This window comes from cyanobacterium endosymbiont of Epithemia clementina EcSB (assembly GCF_029919255.1).
Classification (GTDB): Bacteria; Cyanobacteriota; Cyanobacteriia; order Cyanobacteriales; family Microcystaceae; genus Rippkaea.
In genome coordinates, this window is record NZ_CP123991.1 from 321,757 (window position 1) to 342,082 (window position 20,326).

Below are 20,326 nucleotides of genomic sequence, written 5' to 3' on the forward strand. Positions count from 1 at the left end.
TTAGAATTAGTAAAATAGTCTAGGTTGGAGAGGTATGAATGAGCAAAAAATAAAGTAACACCTAATAAAAAAAACTGCGATATAACTCCAATAAAAGTCACCATTAAACCCAAAAAACAGCCTAAAAAAACTTCGACTTTTACATAGAATTATACTACTTGTAGGCTAGTTTTTTTGATCAAAAATGTTAACTGTAAAATACAGATAGTATCTAAGATTAATTCTTTTTACTTAAAATCTTAAACCAATAAAAAATATAATTCTTGGAAAGCAGAAAATAAGTGAAGAAAAGGAGAGTTGTTTTGGTGGAATACTTCTCATTTTTTCTTGATGATAATTAAGGTAATATAATGAACAAAGTTGGCGAAGATTATGAATAGCAGAATTTGCTGGGTTATCATCACTATAATGGACTTATAAGGTTATGGCTTTTCTCTTTTTAATACTCAGCTTTGAAAATTTTTTTTTCTGGGTTAAGACACTGTACTCCACATCTAGTGCATTTACACTCCGCAGTTTGCTTAATTGTGTGTACAATTACTTCTCAGTTCTTGGGATATCGAGATATCATATTCATCAAACCAGACTGAAATAAGAAATATTATCAATTTATTTTTCCGTACCTTCTACACCTCTGATACTCATATAATATGGCACAATAGAAGAAGTTGACTACATAATAGTCATTTCAAACTGCATTAACCAAAATTTTTAGATAATTCTAATGACTGCAACCCTTGAGGCACCTACAAAAACTCGTCGCGTTGTTTTTCCCTTCACTGCTATTGTCGGCCAAGAAGAGATGAAATTGGCTTTGCTGCTCAACATCATTGACCCTAAAATTGGTGGTGTAATGATTATGGGCGATCGCGGAACTGGAAAATCTACCACTATTCGTGCGTTAGCAGACTTGCTTCCTGAAATCGACGTGGTAGCTAATGATCCATTCAACTCTGACCCGAATGATCCTGACTTAATGAGTGATCGCGTTCGTCAACAACTCAGAGAAAATATTCCTCTCCAAGTCGTTAGTAAAAAAGTTACCATGGTAGATCTTCCTCTAGGAGCTACTGAAGATAGGGTCTGTGGTTCAATAGATATTGAAAAGGCCCTATCAGAAGGAGTAAAAGCTTTTGAACCTGGACTCTTGGCTAAAGCAAACCGTGGTATCATCTACGTGGATGAGGTTAACCTACTCGATGATCATCTTGTAGATGTTCTTCTTGACTCAGCAGCCAGTGGTTGGAATACAGTAGAACGCGAAGGGGTTTCTGTTCGCCATCCCGCGCGGTTTGTTCTAGTGGGCTCAGGAAACCCAGAAGAAGGGGAATTACGACCTCAGTTGCTGGATCGTTTCGGGATGCACGCAGAAATTCATACCATAAAGGAGCCGGTTTTGAGGGTAAAAATTGTAGAACAACGCTCGGAATTTGACCAAGATCCTCAGAAATTCCATGAGGAATATCAATCCCAACAAGAAGAACTGCAAAATCACTTAGTTAAAGCTCGAGAACTTCTCAAACAGGTTCATATCGACTATGAATTGCGGATTAAAATTTCTGAAGTTTGCTCGGAACTCGATGTGGATGGACTTAGAGGGGACATTGTTACCAACCGCGCTGCTAAAGCGTTGGCTGCTTTTGAGGGACGGACAGATGTCACTGTAAATGATGTCGGTCGTACTATCGTCTTGTGTTTACGTCACCGACTTCGCAAAGATCCTCTTGAAACCATCGATTCTGGTTATAAAGTTAATAAAGCGTTTAACCGAGTGTTTGGTTTAGAAATGGAAGAACATTAAGAAGAGAGGAGAAAGTTTAAATTGAGCTCACTGAAAGGGGTTTAAATATTTTTAACGCATGTTCTCTACTGCGATAGAATTAGGGAAATTGGCGGTTAACAAGTTTTTTGTTTTAGTCATAAATTATTTGTGTTATTTCTCATTGTCTTTCTAAGATTTTAGTTGAGCTAAACCAGAAAAAATTCGTTAAGATGAAAGTTAATTAGGGAATTGCCTGACCATTGATCTGCTCAAAGTCCTATGACTTCTGTAATCGCTGTAGAAAAAGAAAAGTTAGAAAATCCTCCGTTAGATATTCACTATTTAGGTGACCGCATTTTACGTCAACCCGCCAAACGTATTGCGAAGGTAGATGACTCCGTACGCGAGCTAGTCAAAGAAATGCTGCAAACTATGTATAGTTCCCATGGAATCGGTTTAGCCGCACCTCAAGTGGGGATTCATAAACAATTAATTGTTATAGACTGTGCTCCTGATGACTCTGCCAATCAACCTGTTGTCTTAATTAATCCTAAAATTACCAGTGTTTCTAAAGAATTATCCCTGTTTGAAGAAGGTTGTTTAAGTATTCCAGGGGTTTATTTGAATGTGACTCGTCCTGAAGTGATTGAAGTATCCTTTAAAGATGAACAAGGAAAACCCTGCAAGCGACAAGCAACTAATTTATTAGCGCGGGTTATTCAGCATGAAATAGATCACCTCAATGGGGTGATGTTTGTTGATCGAGTTGAGAATGGTTTAGCCTTAACTGAAGCTTTACAAAAAAATGGATTTTCTCCACAAGCTGTCAAACCGGTAAAATAATCAATTTTAGCCACTAGTATTTCATGTCAGCTTTTTTTGTGCGCCGTGCGAGACACAAAAAAAGCTGACATGAAATGATCGACACTTTTCCGTTAGAGCTAGGCTTAACCATGAAAGTTTCGATTTACAACAACTTCTGTTTTATCTTTTACATGAGTAACTTTTATCTTATACGTAGTGATTAGAAATTAATTTTTAAACCCTTCTTATGAGAGAGATAGCAAAAAAAGTTGCAGCAACTCCCCAAAGCAAACTGGCTAATATATAGCTTAATCCTAATAAATATTTATTGTTTCTTAACAAAAGATGGTTTTCATAAGAGAAAGAAGAAAAAGTAGTAAATCCCCCACAAAATCCAGTTGCTAACAATAATGTCCAATTCGAGTGGAATTGAAATCTTTCAATTAGTCCGATAGAAATCCCAATAATGAAACACCCCACAATGTTAACTGTGAATGTCGCCACGGGAAAAGTATGTTTTAGTCCCAATCCACTATTAACAGCTTGGCTTACAAAATATCGAGAGCAACTACCTAAGCCACCCCCTAAAAATACTATCAAAAACTGCAGCAGTTTCATTTTTTGTTGTTAAGCTATAAAGCTATCTTTTATTAAAGTACTCGTATCAAGATTCCACACTATTGACACGGTGAATATTGACGATATCACTCAAATTCCGAATTTGAGTGATAACACATTCTAATTGTTGACGATCACGAATATCAATTCGTAAGTTAATCATTGCAGGCCGACTACGACTGGTTTTTACCCCAGCATTCCGAACGTTAATGTTATTGTCACTGAGACGAGATAAAATATCTTTAAGGATTCCTACACGATCAAGAGCTTCAATAAAAATATCCACGGGATAGGTTTGGATATGTCCACTGTCTTCTGTGGGATTCCAACGCACTGGAATCAGGCGGTCACCGAGTATATCATCTATGTTAGAACACCCTTGACAGTGAATTGAAATCCCTCTAGCTCCACTTGTCACTATACCGATAATGGGTTCTCCAGGCAGGGGATGACAGCAGCCAGCAATATTATAAACTAACCCTTCAACGCCCATAATCGGGGATTTATTTTGTTTTACTTGACAAAAAGCAAGAGGAAAAGAATTAGAAGATCGAGTTTGATCATCGGGAATTTCTTCTTCTTGAGTCTTAACTGTAATTTCTCTAAGTCGATTGACGACTTGATTTAGAGTAATTTCCCCATACCCCAAAGCCGCTAGTAAGTCCTCAACAGAATGATAATTACAGCGTTCAGCCACACTTTGCATGGGATCAGATTTAAGCAAAGCATCTAAGCCACTTTTACCTAATTCCTTTTCTAACATCTCGCGTCCTCGGGCAAAATTTTCATCTCGGTGTGATCGCTTATACCATTGACGAATACGATTTCGCGCACTGGGAGTCACTACAAAATTAAGCCAGTCTAAACTAGGATGAGCGTTTTTTTGTGTAATAATCTCTACAATATCTCCATTATTAAGAGGAATATCCAAAACTGACCATTTTTCATTTACTCTTGCTCCTTTCATGTGGTTTCCTACTTCTGTATGGATACTATAGGCAAAATCAACTGGCGTAGCCCCTCGCGCTAGGGCAACCACATCTCCTTGAGGAGTAAAGACATAAACATCATCATCAAAAAGATTATCTTTAAGAGTATCCACATATTCCTGAGCATCTTGAAGATCCTTTTGCCATTCGAGAAGTTGACGCAACCAGGTAAATTTTTCGTCCTCTTCAGAAAGAGTGATATAATGAGATCCCCCTGTCTCTTTATATTTCCAGTGAGCAGCGATCCCATATTCAGCGATATGGTGCATCTCTAAGGTACGAATTTGTACTTCTAGGGGACGACCTGTTAACCCTACCACCGTTGTATGAAGAGATTGATAACGATTGGGTTTTGGCAGTCCAATATAATCTTTAAAACGCCCAGGAATTGGTTTAAACGCATCATGAACTACCGCTAAGGCACGATAACATTCCTCATTATTTTCGACAATAATTCTCAGGGCAGCAATGTCGTAAATTTGATGAAATCCTTTTTGTTGTCGCTGCATTTTATGATAAATCCCGTAAAGATGTTTGGGGCGAGCTTGTAAGTCCAACACTCGAATCCCAATACTTTCTAAGCGTTGCCGTAGGGTTTCTTTTAGTTTTTCTAAACGGGTTTCGCGATCACTACGTTTTTCAGCCACTAGGGACTGAATTTTTTGATAGGCTTCTGGTTCTAAATATTTAAAGGATAGATCTTCTAACTCCCACTTTAACCGCCAAATTCCTAAACGATTGGCTAAGGGAGCAAAAATTTCTCTAGTTTCCAGCGCGATACGTTTTTGCTTTTCTGGTTTAAGGTGTTCTAGGGTTCGCATGTTGTGTAGACGATCAGCTAGTTTAACCACAATCACCCGAATATCTTTAGCCATTGCTAAGAACATCCGACGAAAATTTTCAGCCTGGTGTTCTGTTTTACTCGAAAAATTGAATTTAGACAGCTTAGTCACCCCTTCCACTAAATTTCGTATTTCTTTCCCAAACTGTTCCTCAATTTGTTCTAGGGTGACATCTGTGTCTTCTACTACGTCATGGAGAAATCCGGCTGCAATCATGGCTTTATCTCCACCTAAATCTCGCAATAACTCTGCTACAGCGATGGGATGGGCAATGTATGGTTCTCCCGATTTACGATATTGGCCTTCATGCAGTTGATAGGCAAAATTGAATGCCCGACAGATTAGACCAATATCTTCACTATCTTGATCGGATTGACAGGCGATAAGACATTGATTCAGCCAGTCAGGAAGAGACAGTTCAATAAGTTTGGGTTCAAGATAGGGAACTAGGTTCATAAAAGGGTTAACAGGGCGATAGGATACAAAATAAAATAACTATAGTAGCCCAAAGCAAAATTATCGTACCAATTAGTACTGTATAAATTAACGATTGACTGCCGTTCAACGAAAAAATTAACCAAAAAAACGCCCAGGATACCAAATTTGTATTTTTTCTTTGTATCATCTGCAGAAAGACTAACTCGAAGAAATCAATGCTTGCTTGAACAGTTTTAGTCTAAGAAAAAGTTTAAGACCAATGCAATTAACCGCTATGGTTTATTATTATTTAATATATCTTGTCCATATCTTGTAGTCTATGTTACCGAAATCTCATCAAAAATTCTATCAACAATTCTTCGCTTCCTTGATCACGCTCAGAGATCAGGTCATGATGAAGAACATAGACTCGAGGCTACTATCCCAATATTTTCAGGTGGCACAAGAAATTTTTCAAGATAAGATTTTAGAATTAACAACTGAAAGTTTAGAGAATTCTGTTGTCTCTTCTTGGCAATCGACCCAGACTGAAATTTATCGGACGTTGCGCTTGTTAAGAACTGATCTCCTCTTTTTACATTCTTCCTACAAGCAAAAGACAGAAGAACAACGATTAGAGAGCGTACTTAATCACATTGAAAAACTTATAGGTTATTGTCAAGTTGTTCTAACTAAGTAACTTTTTTAAAAAAATTATCGGGGAATAAATGCTATTTTTATTCCCCATCATGAACATTATTTAGTTTTGGATAAAATACGACCAATAGTTCGATTTTCAGGAATAAACGTTTTTTCAGCTACCCGTTTAATATCTGCTGCACTCACCGCTTCAATAGCTGTTAATTGATCAAAAAGGTTGCGCCAACTTCCAGTTTTAACTTCATATTCAATCAATGATCGAGCCATACCTAAATTAGAGTCGAGTGATCGCACTAAGGCTGCCCTAAGTTGAGTTTTTACCCTTTGCAATTCTTGATTAGTAACAAATTCTTTCTTTAATCGTTCAATTTCTTGTTCTAAGGCTTTACCAACCTGGTTAACTGTACCATTAGGGGCAGTCTGAGCATAAAACAACATTAAATTAGGATATTTGTCCCCTGGAAATCCATTAAAACCCTGAGCAACTAAAGCCACTTTTTTCTCTTCGACCAGGGACTTATAAAGACGAGAGGTCCGTCCTGAACTTAATAAAGTTGCCATCACTTCATAGACAGCATGATCCGGGTGAGTAATTGCCGGACGGTGATATCCTTCAAGATACCAAGGTTGGGATAGTAGTTCCAGAGTAACTTCTTTGGTTTCAGTTTGTTGAGGTTCTACTTTAGTCACTTTTGGCGGTTTAGGTTTAGCCGAATAACGACCAAAATAAACTTGAGCTAATTGTTTAACTTGTTCGGGACTCACATCTCCTACAATGGCGAAAGTTAAATTGTTAGGGCCATAGTAAGTCTCAAAAAATCGCCGTACATCTTCACGGGTCAGTCCAAGAATATCTTGGTTATAACCGATAACAGGGCGTTTATAAGGATGTTTAGTGAAGGCGATATCGAGAAATGCTTCCACCATTTTACCAATAGGACTATTATCAGTTCTGAGGCGACGCTCTTCCAGAATAACGTCCTGTTCTTTATAAAATTCTCGGAAAACAGGTTCTAAAAATCGTTCTGATTCCAACGACATCCAAAGTTCTAATTTATTCGACGGAAAACTATAAAAATAGGTCGTCCAATCACTCGAAGTCGCTGCATTCATCCCAACTCCTCCAGCCGTTTCCACAATTTGACCAAAAGCATTTTGTTGAACGTATTGGTTAGCTTCTGTTTGAACTTTTTGGAATTCTTGAGCTAATTTTTCGGCTTCTTTTATCTTTCCCGCAGCTTGAGCGGCTTTCATTTGGGAAAATAGAGTATCCAGTTGATCTAAAAGAGGTTTTTCTGCTGCATAATTGGTAGTTCCAATGTCTTTCGTCCCTTTAAACGCTAAATGTTCTAAAAAATGGGCAACCCCTGTCTGTCCATCAGGTTCATCTACCGCTCCCACATCAGCATAGGTGACGAAAGACACCACAGGTGCGTCATGATTTTCCATGACGATGAACTTCATGCCATTATCGAGTTTGAATTCCGTTATTTGTTCAATTGCCTTATTAAGATAAGGTGTAATTGATTGGCTGGCTATTAGAGTGGAAGAAGTATGAAGAAGTGGTTGAGCAATAACTGGAACACTACTCCAAATAAAAAATAGCAAACTGAGAGTTGCAAAAGAATAGCGCACAGGAAGCGATCGAGTTGAAGAGTTTATTAGCATTGATGCCATCAAAAAAAACGACGTTTAGAATCTCCTTTCTAGGATATCGGGATTTAGAAGTGATAGCAGAAAGTCATAGGGTGATTGAGTTGTCTTTATAAAAAAAGATTATTTCTTATAATGTGAGTTCGGTGGTATTTAAAAACACTTTTATTATCATCTACATCACAAAATACTTCTGTAAGATCAAGACGAGACTTTAATTTTATATCTACATCATCAGACTTTAATAAAATATTACGTCTAGGATAAATATCCTACCTCCTATTTTCTCAAATTTCTGTTGAACTCACGTTTTTAGAAAGTCTTTTTTGTCGCTACCTAAGATGCTTGTTTTATCTACCAAGTAAAAGTCAAACCTGAACTTTTCGCTTCTTCTAGGCTTCTCTCGAACACTCTCCAAACTTAAGCTATTTTTCAAGTTTACTGGGTAAGTCTTAAAGAAGCAAGATATAATTTGTTACAAAATAGATTAGAGAAGATTTTGTAATGAGTAACCCGATCCTTCATGCCTTTTTCTTAGGCCGAGCTTTTGCTGAAGTCCTCAGTGAGAAAATAGAAGAAAACTTTACCAATGCCCTCGGCGAATTGAGCAAATTTGACGCAGAACAACGCGAACAGCTACGGCAATTTATCGAACAAGTACAAGTAAGGGCTCAAGTCGATGTTGCTCAAGAAGATACTGTTAACACTACTCCCAGTGAGGATTCCCCCATCGATTTACAAGAGACGATAGACAATTTACGTGCTGAGATTGCTCGTCTTAAAGCGGAGTTAAAAATTTATCGTGCCCAAAAAACATAATTATTTTTTTATTACTCTTAATTTTCTGCCCCTATTAACCTAAGTTACTCTCAGCCCCAAAAATCGAGTGTCTCCCCTGTTCTTCAATGTCAATCATTCTTATTCCCTAAAAACTACTTTAGTCTCTAATCGCGTGACCAAACTAGAAAATACCCAGAAATTCCGTTGGAATCAGGAAAAATATTCTATTAATAGCCGCCGCCTGGACATTTGGTGTTTTGTGTTGGTCTTAATCACCAAATTTTGGCTCAGTGGTAAACAATGGAGCTATCGAGGGGGCTATAGCGAAGAAAAAAGGACCACCCGACGGCAAAAACAGGCGGTGTGGATTAGAGAAAATTTACTCAATCTTGGACCAACCTTTATTAAGGTAGGTCAATTGTTCTCTACTCGTGCTGATTTATTTCCCACCGAATATGTTGCGGAACTATTGAAACTTCAAGATGAAGTTCCGGCTTTCACCTACGAACAAGTTACAACTATTATTGAAAGGGATTTTGGGAAACCCCTTCCCAAACTGTTCCATAATTTTGCTCCAATCCCTATTGCAGCAGCTAGTTTAGGTCAAGTCCATAAAGCTCAACTTCATTCAGGGGAAGAGGTAGTCGTTAAAGTTCAACGGCCAGGGTTAAAACAACTTTTTACTATTGACCTAGCGATTCTCAAACGCATTACCCACTATTTTCAAAACCATCCCCGTTGGGGCAAAGGACGAGATTGGACCGGAATCTATGAAGAGTGCTGCCGTATTCTTTGGCTAGAAACTGATTACCTTAACGAAGGACAAAATGCCGATACCTTTCGTCGTAATTTTCGTGATGAAGATTGGGTTAAAGTACCCCGAATTTACTGGCGTTATACTTCTCCCCGTGTCTTAACTCTTGAATATATGCCGGGGATTAAGATTAGCCATTATGAAGGACTAGAAGCAGCAGGATTAAATCGTAAAATCTTGGCTAGACTAGGAGCGAAAGCTTATTTGTACCAATTGCTTAACAGTGGATTTTTCCATGCCGATCCTCATCCTGGAAATATTGCTGTAAGTACGGATGGAGCCTTGATTTTTTATGATTTTGGCATGATGGGATGTATTAACGCCAACGTCCGTGAGAAGTTAATCGATGCCTTGTTTGGCATTGTTCAAAAAGATGCTGCTCGAGTAGTCTCGTCTTTAGTAGCTCTCGATACCTTAAGTCCTGCAGAAGATATGGGTCCAGTGCGTCGTTCCATTCAATTCATGCTTGATAATTTTATGGACAAACCCTTTAAAGAACAGTCAATTAGTCAAATTAGTGATGATTTATATGAACTTGTCTATGATCAACCTTTCCGCTTCCCAGCAACTTTTACCTTTGTTATGCGTGCATTTTTAACCATAGAAGGGATAGGAAAAGGGTTAGACCCAGACTTTAATTTTATGGAGGTGGCACAACCGTTTGCTATGAAGCTTATGACTGATATAAATGGAAATAGCGAAACTAGCATTCTCAATGAATTAGGACGACAAGTAGTTCAAGTTAGCAATACAGCGTTAGGATTACCGCGACGAATTGACGATACAATAGAAAAGTTGGATCGTGGTGATATTCGCGTGAGAGTACGCTCAGTTGAATCTGATCGTCTATTGCGTCGCTTAGGTATGATACAGATGGGGACTAACTATACTATTCTCACCAGTGCTTTAGTCATATCTGCAGCCCTTTTATTTGTCAACGGTTCGCTTCTTTTGGCAATAGCCACTATCATAATGGCATTAGTTCCAGCGTGGGCTTTATTTCGCTTGCTGCGTCGTCTTGATAGTCTAGATATTATGTTCTAGTTTATGTTTATCACTATTGTAAATTGTTAGTAGCTAACTCACCAATGATGAATCGTAGCTTCACGGGTCTAACTGATACAGGCGTCGTGCGATCAGTTAACCAAGATAATTTTTATATCGACCCTGGAGGGCGGTTTTTTATCGTAGCTGATGGCATGGGAGGCCATGCTGGAGGAGAAGAAGCAAGCCTAATTGCTACTCGAGAGATTCAAGCCTATCTTGAGACTCACTGGAAATCTGATATTCCTTCTCATATCCTCCTTGAAAAGGCTTTTTTACAAGCTAATCAGGGAATTCTTACTGATCAACAAGATCATCCTGAACGGGGAGATATGGGGACAACAGCTTTAGTAGTCATTTTCCGAGATAATAAGCCTTGGCGAGCTCATATCGGAGATTCTCGCCTTTATCGCTTCCGTGACCTTTATCTTGAGCAAATCACAGAGGATCATACTTTGGTAGCACGAGCATTGAAAATGGGTGAGATTACCCGAGAGCAGGCTAAAACTCATCCTTGGCGACATGTTCTTTTCCAATGTTTAGGGCGTAAGGACGTTAATCTCATTGAGATTGCCCATCTGGATGTTCGAGCTGGCGATCGTTTGTTATTATGCAGTGATGGGTTAACTGAAGAAGTCTCTGATAAAACCATTCAGCAGATTTTTGAACAACAAAAATCTTGCAAAATAGTAGCTCAAAATCTCGTGGAAACAGCTAAAGAAGCTGGGGGATCGGATAATATCACAGTGGTTATTGTTGTTGAAGGGGAAAAAACTGAAAGAATTGAAGAGGACAATCTTGATACCAGAGTTGACAAGATAGGTAATTAAAATAGACTATTTTTAGTAGAAATTACTGTTTCATAATTTTTTAAAACAAGATCAGGTCAGTAATTATCAATTGTTTATGCTGTTAGTTGTTAACCTTATTTCCAAAAGTCGACATAGGCGTAACCTGTTTATTGAAAGGTTGAATAGTTTTTTACTCTGGGTAGATTTAGATTTATAGTTCTTGAATTTCTTGTTTGAAGTCTTTGGATTGTCTATGACCTTTATCTAGATATCATTTATAAATTCTAGTGAGTAGATAGCTCTATATGAACATTAAAATTTTTTACCTCTATATTTAAGTCGAATTAGAGTTCGACCTACATTGCTCCAATTGGTATCTTTCGGAATAACTTCTTTTATTGAAACTTTGTTTGATTGCCTTAGTTAAATCGTATTCAAATACCCCCCGAAATTTCATAAGCTTTTATTTAAAACTATTCCCTTCTATATTTTTTCTTCGACTTCTCGGAAAATCCCTTAATTTTTCTCTATAGTTTAACTTGTCCAATCTGCAATCTTGATAGTTTTTGTTCTTCTAATTCTGTTGGCTAAATTTTTAAGCGGGTTTATATTTCGTTATCACTACTTTTTTAAGTTCACTTACTAAATTTTCAGACAAAAAGTCATCAATTGCTATCTTTAATTGGTTAATTTTAATATTTTTTTTATTTACTATGATTTTGATCATCATTAACCAACTTAGATAAATTTCTCTCAGTTACTCGACATATACGCCAATCAGGTAATATATCAACACCCATTTTTTTGTAAAATTCAATAGCGAGACTATTCCAATCCAAAACCATCCACTCTAACCTTCCTACCCCTCGTTTCACAGCTAATTGAGCTAAATAAATTAATAAAGATTTTCCAACTCCTTTACGACGATAATCAGGTAAAACAAATAAATCTTCGACATAAATTCCTGGCTTTGTTAAAAAGGTAGAATAATTGAAAAAAAAGAGAGAAAATCCTACAGATTTAGTTCCCCATTGCGCCAAAATAGCCTCCACATAGGGTCTTTTGCCAAATAAATGTTCATGCAACATCTCTGTATCTCCTGTTACTTGATGAGAGAGTTTTTCATACTCAGCTAAGGATTGAATTAGCGAAAATAAGTCTACAACATCTGATGGTTCAGCAAAACGTATTCTGAGATCTTTGTTCATAAATTTTATTTAAGGTAACAGTGAACAGTAGCGTTTCGAGACCTTTTTTTAGGTTAGCCTTAATTGCTACTTTGACCACGACAATCTACCAATTCACTGTCAACTATTTAACAATTAATGTAACCATCCTTTTAAACGACGAGCAACCTGAGGACGACGCAATTTCCGCATGGCTTTACTTTGAATTTGACGGACTCGTTCGCGGGAGAGATTGAACATTCCACCTACCTCTTCCAAGGTGTGGGGCTGACTAGTGGATAATCCATAGCGCAGGGAAATTACATCTTTTTCTCGTTCGGTAAGGACATCACTTAACACCGCTGATATTTCATGGCGTAACATTCCTTCACTCATTTGTTCCTCAGGAAGTTGTAGCTCTTGATCTTCAAGTAAGTCCACTAATTCTGTATCTTCTCCCTTCCCAACGCGATGGTTCAACGAAAGGGATTGTCTGCGCAATTGAAGTAACTGGCGCAGTTGAGGCGGGGTCATTTCCAACTCCATGGCTAGTTCCTTTTCGTTAGGGTTGCGCTGCAAATTCTGCTTTAAAACGCGCTGTGCTTTTTTGAGTTTGTTAAGCTTCTCAACAATGTGAATCGGTAAGCGAATCGTCCGTGCATCATTGGCAATAGTACGAGTAATGGCTTGACGAATCCACCAATAGGCATAGGTAGAAAATTTATAACCTTTATTGGGATCAAATTTTTCAGCTGCACGATTTAAGCCAATAGCTCCTTCTTGAATCAAATCTAGAAAAGGAACTCCCCGATTAAGGTATCGTTTTGCAATAGAAACCACTAACCTTAAATTCGAGCGAATCATTTTTCGTTTGGCAGTACGTCCTCGATAAAGACGACTTTCAAACTGCCGTTGGCTATCAAATCCCATTGCTCCGGCTAATTCTCCTTTGGTCGGAAAACGCTGTAGTTCTTCTTTAAGTTGTTGACGTTTTTCTTCTGTTTTTACTAAAAACTGAACATTCTTTGCTAATTCAACCTCTTCTTCTGGTTCTAGTAGAGGATAACGTGACATTTCTTTGAAAAATGCTCCAACCGTGTCATCTGAAATGGCCTTACGGTATTCATCAGAGTGGTGATTGCCCAATTCCTTAGATAAGGAAGAAAACTCTACTTCAACCGCGTGAAAATCGGTATCAACTTGGTCAATACTGTCTGGCTCAAAGACTTCTTCATCTAATGGAGCAGTCAAGGAATGGTCTTGGATCATTTTAGTCATGTTCATATTCATAAACAGATGAGAATAGGGTGTAAAAAGATCAATAAATTTGGGAACAATAGAGCTAGGTACAATGTCAAGTATTCTGTGAAGCTGATCGTGTCTTTTAATGAAATTTGGAGAAAATAGTTAAGATTTTCTTAAGTAATTGCCCCAGATAAACAGCTATCAAGATAAGAAAAAGTTATGACACCTTAATAATGAGGAAGAGAATGAACTTAGTAATCATATTTACCAGTGGACTCCCATCTTAAATTTGTTCAAGATTGTTCCTTGGTGAATAGTCATGTCTACTAAGCTACCAGAATTATTTGAGGTTTCTGTTTGTCTAATTACAAAATGACAAACGGATAAATAAAATCTTACTATTGTTCTCTAGAGATAAAACCTCTAATTAGAGGGAATTTAGTGTCTTTAAACCCAGTAATAATCCGGAATATCAGGAAAATTAGTAATGACTAACTAGCCTGATTTTTAAGATGTTTATTTTTTTGAGGCTGTAATAAAGTTTTATTACAAAAAATCTATATCAGCTATAGTTGAACTTTAAAAAAAAATAACAATGGTATATTTTTATACTTTAAATATATCGAGAAAGTATTGGCATCAGTTGAAATAAGTTTTCGATAGAACTCTGGTCTTTGAAAGAAAAGAGGAAAAGACAAAGATTCAAGAAGTGAATTGCGGTTTACTAGCTAATTTGATTAGCGAATTCAGCTTTACTAGCACACCTAGTACTATGAAAAAATAGGTTAATTTTTTTATACAATTCTATTAGGATCGCTATAGTTTACTTTTTAAAATCCTCAAGGACTATGGCTGATAGCACGAGAACGTTTATTGCAGCTGAACTGAGATCCCCCTATAATGAAAGATTTTCTCCCGAACAATGGATTGAAGTGTTGGTTGATTGTCCAGGGGTACAAGGATTATATACTTACCATATTCCTCCAGAATTAAGTATAAAGCCAGGATATATCCTAAATGTTCCCTTTGGTTCTCAAATGGTGGGGGGGATTGCTATCCGTCAGGTGACTTCCCTTCCTCATGATCTTGATCTACAACGAGTTCGAAATGTGGAGGATGTAATTACAGCAGAGTTTTTTCCCTCTGGATATTGGGAATTACTTAATCGAGTTGCCCAATATTATTGTACGGATTTGACAACGGTGATTCGAGGAGCGTTACCACCAGGGTTATTGGGGCGATCACAACGTCGTGTTCGTTTAAAGTCTGAAATTCTACCTTCTAAGGCTGAAACTTTTTGTAGTCCAGTGGCTGGACAAATTTTAAACTTATTGCTCTCGCAAAAAGACGGAGACTATAGTAGTCAATATTTACACCGGGAAGTTAGAGGAGCAAGTCGGGGAATACGAGAATTAATCAAACGGGGTTGGATCGAAAGTTATCTCGAACCCCCAAAAATAAATCAACCCAAACGGCAAAAGGCTGTTACTTTAGTGGTTGATAGCTTTCCCACTAACTTGACTAAGCAACAGTTAGAAGTGTTACAGGTATTGCGTCAGGAAGGTGGGGAGTGTTGGTTGACGGAATTAGTTAAACTTTCTAACAGAAGTGTTCAAGTAGTTAAAAAGTTAGAAGAAAAAGGGTGTGTTGTCATTCAATCTAAAGAAAGATTAAGGTTATTAGAACAGCCTCAAGTAAATAGCGATCACCCGAAACTATTAACCATATTTCAAAAAAAAGCCTTAGACATTATTAAAAACCTAGAAAGTTATGCAGAAGTTTTATTGCATGGGGTAACGGGTTCAGGAAAAACAGAAGTCTATTTACAAGCAATTGCCCCTTTATTAGAGCAAGAAAAATCCGCCTTAGTTTTAGTTCCCGAAATTGGTTTAACTCCTCAATTAACTGATCGGTTTCGGTCTCGTTTTGGGAATAAAGTTTGTGTTTACCACAGTGATTTATCAAGGGGGGAAAGATATGATACTTGGCGACAAATGTTAACAGGAGAACCTCAAGTTGTCATTGGAACCAGATCAGCAATTTTTTCACCATTACCTAATTTAGGATTAATTATTCTTGACGAAGAACATGATTCTAGTTACAAACAAACCCAAATTTCACCTACCTATCACGCCCGTAATGTTGCCTTATGGCGAGGAGAAATAGATAATTGTCCAATAATTTTAGGATCAGCCACTCCCTCATTAGAAACTTGGATAAAAATAGCCAATACGGATAAAGAGAACTATCCCCCTTTATCTGTCTATTCCCCTCCTAATTCTTACTATTTATCTTTGCCAGAAAGGACTCAATCTCGTCCCTTACCTCCGGTAGAAATTATAGACATGAGACGAGAATTAAAATTAGGAAATCGTTCTATTTTTAGTCGTTCTTTACAAGACGCTTTAGCTGAATTAGAAATCTCAAAAAAACAGGGCATTCTGTTTATTAACCGTCGGGGTCATAGTACTTTTGTTTCTTGTAGGAGTTGCGGTTATGTTTTAGAATGTCCCCACTGTGATGTGTCTTTGTCCTACCATTATGCTTATGAAGGAGCAAAGGAACTACTGAAATGTCATTATTGTAATTATAGTCAAAGTCAACCGAGTCAATGTCCTCAATGTAGTTCTCCTTATTTAAAATTTTTCGGCAGTGGAACCCAAAAAGTAACTCAAGAATTAACTAAACTGTTTCCTTCCCTACGTCCTTTACGTTTTGATAGTGATACAACAAGAACTAAAGGATCGCATCGCAGTTTATTAACTAAATTTTCTCAAGGAAAAGCAGATTTATTAGTAGGAACTCAAATGCTAACAAAAGGGTTAGATCTAGCCCAAATAACGTTAGTAGGGGTAGTAACGGCAGATGAACTATTACACTTATCTGATTACACAGCAGCAGAACGGACTTTTCAAACTTTAACTCAAGTAGCAGGAAGGACAGGCAGAGGAAATGATCCTGGCCGAGTAATTATCCAAACTTATTCACCGGAACATCCTGTTATTCAATCAGTCAGTTCCCATGATTATCAGGGCTTTATTAAAACTGAGTTACCCCAAAGAGAAGTATTAAGTTATCCGCCCTATGGGCGATTAATTTTAATTAGATTGAGTGGAATTAATAGAATAGAAGTTCAGAAAACTTCTCAAGTATTAGGGGATGTTTGTCGGGATAAAGTAGGAGAAGGTTGTGAGATTTTAGGTCCTGCTCCAGCGAGTATCGTGCGAATAGCTAAACGTTATCGCTGGCATATTTTATTAAAGTTTAGACCTAATGCTCAGGTAATTATTCCAGATATTAATGACTTAAAAAAGGTTTGCCCTCAATCAGTTAACTTAACTTTTGATATTGATCCATTAAGAATTGATTAAATAACTAAATCTATAAATAATTTTAAATATTAAAGAAAAAATTAACTATGGCAACTATAAAGTTTAATAAAATTTACTCTACTTTTTGTTAACTTTTTATCAAAAATTTTACCTATTACACCTATTTTTTATGTCCTAGAAAATAGGTGTAATAGTGTTTGACTAAATGTTTTAAGTTTATTTGGAGAATACGATAAACTTGTCAGTTTTATGGATCATCTAGTCTTATTATCATCTGATAGTAAAAATTTTAAACCTACTGATAATTAAAAAGTAATTACTATCATTACTTTTTAATTATCAGTAGGTTTATTTTACTGACAGAATATAGTCTCAATGCTGATCAAAATACTTGCCGTAAATAATATTTATAAAATAATTGTATTAATTATGTTGATAATGTAACTTTAGTTCCTAAAGCTAAATTGTAGCTATTTAGCTACAATTACTATTTTTATTAAAATCACCTTGTTACCATCTAATTTTTTTGAAATTTAATCTTGATGTTTATAAATATTATTTAAGTAATGCTACATGATATTTTTTACAAAAAAAATACACCCTATTAATATTTGTAGTAAAACTCTATTATTATAGACTTTATTAGAATTTTCAAAATGCCATTTTAGTAATTTGTTTAACTTCAAAAGTGAGACTTATAACCTGGAATGTGTTTCACCATAGAATCATTTACAAGTTTGGAATAAGATTAAATATCCAAGATGGAATTTTCTCATTGATTACTCTAGTAAATATGACTATTTTACTAGAGTAATAATTTTTTAAAAAATAAAGACTAAAAGTCTTATTCTGTCTGATTAATAAGTAAAAAAATAAGATTAAATCTATTTTTTTATGCTTACAAAACATATCTATAGCTATTTTTTAAGAAAAAAATTACTGATTTCAATGACGAATCAGACAATAAAAAATATACCAGCGAACAGTTAAATAAGAAAAAGTGATTTTGAAATTAATTGTGTGATTGTTAAGTACTCTAATATATAGATTAAAAAATAAATTAAGTCTAGACAACAATTAGCTAAAATTGCTGTTAATATTTAGCAAATCTACTTTTAAAACTATTATTACTGAGAGTTAATCTATCTATTAAATAGATAGATAGATTTGCTACCATCTTCTAAACCTTAGCATGTGCAATTATGATAGTAGTCTTGAGTAATTATTTATCATCCAAAGCTTACACACACTACAAAATAATAAAAAAAGTTAACTGAAAGTTAATTTATCTGATTACAGTGTAATTTATATAAATAAGTATTATGACTGATGATATGAGAAGATAAATCTAGTATAGATAGATATTTTGCCTAAAATTTTGCATCAACTTGACTCGATAAAATTCCTAATTTTTAGATTAAGTAACTAGGAATTCTTTGCTTGGTTAAAAATTTTAATTGTGCTAAACTAATTGAAGTTACAAGAATAGATAGAGGAGTCTTCAAAGCTTTTAAGTTAAGAAGTAATGGCTAATTATGAAATCAAAATAAAAGGAATAGAACTAGAAAGGGTCAAGAGAAGATAAACCACTAATAATTAGACTTTTTACTATTGCTGACTCCAAATTCAATGAGTGCTTTTCAATTTTTCTTAATGACTCTTAATTATGAAAGAGCAGACTAAAGACTTAATCAATAGTTTATTGATTAAATCTAAATTAATTAAGATCTCAGGGAACTTAATTAATTTAGTCAAATTATCGAGCAAGTCTATCGACGAAAAAAAATAATTGACTATTCAATTTTACCAAAAATTTGTTAGAAAATGGAAATAGAGTTAACTGTAGTAGAAAAAAGTGATCGTCTTGATCGTTGGTTGTCCCAAAATTTAAAAGATATCTCCCGATCACACCTCCAAAAACTCATTGAACAGGGGAATGTTCAGGTTAACCGTCAAATTTGTACTAATAAAAAAACTAAAGTCAATTTAGGAGATCATCTTCTTATCTCTTTTCCTCCTCCTCAACCATTGAATCTTAAACCAGAACCAATTCCCCTCGATATTCTCTACGAAGATGATTCCCTCATTATCATTAACAAACCTGCAGGGTTAGTGGTTCATCCAGCCCCTGGCCATCCCAGTAGAACATTAGTTAACGGACTATTGTATCATTTTCCTAAATTAGCAGGAATTGCAGGAGTACAACGACCGGGCATTGTCCATCGTCTTGACAAAGATACAACAGGGGCCTTGATGGTGGCAAAAACTGATTATGCCCACCAGCACCTACAAAGTCAACTGAAAACAAAAACAGCGCGACGAGAATATTTAGGGGTTGTTTATGGTGTTCCTCATTTTCAGTCAAAGGGGAATGTTTCTACTCACAAGTACAAGGAAAACGGAACAATTAATTTACCTATTGGCCGTCATCGAGTTGATCGCAAAAAAATGGCAGTGGTTCCCATGGAAAAAGGAGGACGCGAGGCAGTCACTCATTGGGAAGTGTTAGAAAGGTTAGGAAACTATACTTTAGTTAAATTTCTCCTAGAAACCGGACGCACCCATCAAATACGAGTTCATAGTAGTTATGTTGGTCATCCTATTGTGGGTGATCCACTATATTCTTCTAAAGGATCAGTCGGAGTAAATTTACCAGGTCAGGCTTTACACGCTCATAGGTTGACTTTAGAACATCCAGTTACAGGAGAGCAACTTGAGGTGGTCGCCCCTCTTCGAGAGGCTTTTACTAAACTTTTGACCACATTGCGTAAACGATGTTAAAACGCTTTATAAAAAAAAGCAAAAAGTTAAATCATTTAAATAAACACAAACTATATTGTCAATCATAACTTTTGTCTAATACATTTATGAAAATACTTTTTTATATCCTAATTTTATAGCCTAATTTTTTTCACTTTAGCCTAAGACCTAAAAAATAAAGTTGTTTTTGGAATTAGATGTGAATAAGGAGTAATTAAATGGGTTAGTAAGTCCATTGAATTACCCCTCTCGTGTAGCTCGTCTAGAGACTCATCATTATGTTAGAATTTTAGAAAATGCAGTGTTTCAGAGATAAGCTGTTTATCTCTTAATTGAGCAACTTAAATTACAAAATTTACTTTATCTTTATTCAAGATAGTAAGTTACTTGATTCATTAATTGTCTCTTTTCTAAAGTAAAATTTTTATTTTTTAAAATAAGTCAATATTGCCCATAAACGATGTATACGTCGACTTTAAATATCACTTGATATGGAAAATTAAGTCAGATTAATAATCAATAATTTCACTATTTTAATAGATTTATGTACTTGTGATTTTGTTTTATATACTACCTATTGGCAACGGTAACAATTTAGACTAAAACTTTGACAAAAAATTACCATCTGTCATGATGTAATTGATACTAA

The 20,326-nt window shown here is 36.0% G+C and carries 13 protein-coding genes; 8 read left to right on the forward strand and 5 right to left on the reverse strand.

The genetic code is table 11. The features are described 5' to 3' along the window. Positions 1-724: 724 nt before the first annotated feature. Together bchI and def are read left to right on the forward strand one after the other, a co-directional pair. Positions 725-1,801 (forward strand): magnesium chelatase ATPase subunit I, encoded by a 1,077-nt coding sequence (gene bchI / locus P3F56_RS01060; protein ID WP_281152931.1) that lies wholly within the window; start codon positions 725-727, stop codon positions 1,799-1,801. 240 nt (positions 1,802-2,041) lie between these two features. Continuing rightward, positions 2,042-2,605, forward strand: a complete 564-nt coding sequence (gene def / locus P3F56_RS01065) for a peptide deformylase (RefSeq protein WP_281152932.1) — start codon at positions 2,042-2,044, stop codon at positions 2,603-2,605. Between the two features lie 195 nt (positions 2,606-2,800). Here the strand turns inward: def and crcB are convergent, their stop codons facing one another. Beyond that, entirely contained in the window at positions 2,801-3,184 is a 384-nt protein-coding gene (gene crcB / locus P3F56_RS01070; RefSeq protein ID WP_281152933.1) for a fluoride efflux transporter CrcB, read from the reverse strand. A 46-nt stretch (positions 3,185-3,230) separates the two neighbouring features. Further along, the gene (locus P3F56_RS01075; protein ID WP_281152934.1) at positions 3,231-5,471 is read right to left on the reverse strand and encodes a RelA/SpoT family protein; all 2,241 of its coding nucleotides are present in this window, start codon (positions 5,469-5,471) and stop codon (positions 3,231-3,233) included. A gap of 301 nt (positions 5,472-5,772) precedes the next feature. On the opposite strand from P3F56_RS01075, the gene patD reads away from it, so the two are divergent. Then, positions 5,773-6,132, forward strand: a complete 360-nt coding sequence (gene patD, locus P3F56_RS01080; RefSeq protein WP_281152935.1) for a heterocyst frequency control protein PatD — start codon at positions 5,773-5,775, stop codon at positions 6,130-6,132. Between the two features lie 56 nt (positions 6,133-6,188). Here patD and P3F56_RS01085 read toward each other — a convergent pair whose 3' ends face one another. Beyond that, the gene (locus P3F56_RS01085) at positions 6,189-7,760 is read right to left on the reverse strand and encodes a M16 family metallopeptidase (RefSeq protein ID WP_281153663.1); all 1,572 of its coding nucleotides are present in this window, start codon (positions 7,758-7,760) and stop codon (positions 6,189-6,191) included. A gap of 489 nt (positions 7,761-8,249) precedes the next feature. Here P3F56_RS01085 and P3F56_RS01090 point away from each other — a divergent pair, with 489 nt between their 5' ends. The 3 genes from P3F56_RS01090 (at position 8,250) to P3F56_RS01100 (ending at position 11,213) form a co-directional block, all read left to right on the forward strand. Beyond that, on the forward strand, positions 8,250-8,564 hold the full coding sequence (locus P3F56_RS01090) for a DUF6825 family protein (RefSeq protein WP_281152936.1): 315 nt from the start codon (positions 8,250-8,252) through the stop codon (positions 8,562-8,564). Between the two features lie 133 nt (positions 8,565-8,697). Next, positions 8,698-10,383 carry an ABC1 kinase family protein gene (locus tag P3F56_RS01095; protein ID WP_281153664.1) on the forward strand — a complete coding sequence of 562 codons (1,686 nt, stop codon included), beginning with the start codon at positions 8,698-8,700 and terminating at the stop codon, positions 10,381-10,383. A 44-nt stretch (positions 10,384-10,427) separates the two neighbouring features. Further along, on the forward strand, positions 10,428-11,213 hold the full coding sequence (locus P3F56_RS01100) for a Stp1/IreP family PP2C-type Ser/Thr phosphatase (RefSeq protein ID WP_281152937.1): 786 nt from the start codon (positions 10,428-10,430) through the stop codon (positions 11,211-11,213). 665 nt (positions 11,214-11,878) lie between these two features. Here the strand turns inward: P3F56_RS01100 and P3F56_RS01105 are convergent. Beyond that, a complete protein-coding gene (locus P3F56_RS01105) occupies positions 11,879-12,382 on the reverse strand; it encodes a GNAT family N-acetyltransferase (RefSeq protein WP_281152938.1) in 504 nt (167 codons plus the stop codon). Between the two features lie 114 nt (positions 12,383-12,496). Further along, positions 12,497-13,624 carry an RNA polymerase sigma factor, RpoD/SigA family gene (locus P3F56_RS01110; protein WP_281152939.1) on the reverse strand — a complete coding sequence of 376 codons (1,128 nt, stop codon included), beginning with the start codon at positions 13,622-13,624 and terminating at the stop codon, positions 12,497-12,499. A gap of 809 nt (positions 13,625-14,433) precedes the next feature. On the opposite strand from P3F56_RS01110, the gene priA reads away from it, so the two are divergent. After that, positions 14,434-16,956 carry a primosomal protein N' gene (gene priA / locus P3F56_RS01115; protein ID WP_281152940.1) on the forward strand — a complete coding sequence of 841 codons (2,523 nt, stop codon included), beginning with the start codon at positions 14,434-14,436 and terminating at the stop codon, positions 16,954-16,956. Positions 16,957-18,741: 1,785 nt separating this feature from the next. Continuing rightward, entirely contained in the window at positions 18,742-19,698 is a 957-nt protein-coding gene (locus tag P3F56_RS01120) for an RluA family pseudouridine synthase (RefSeq protein WP_281152941.1), read from the forward strand. Positions 19,699-20,326: the final 628 nt, after the last annotated feature.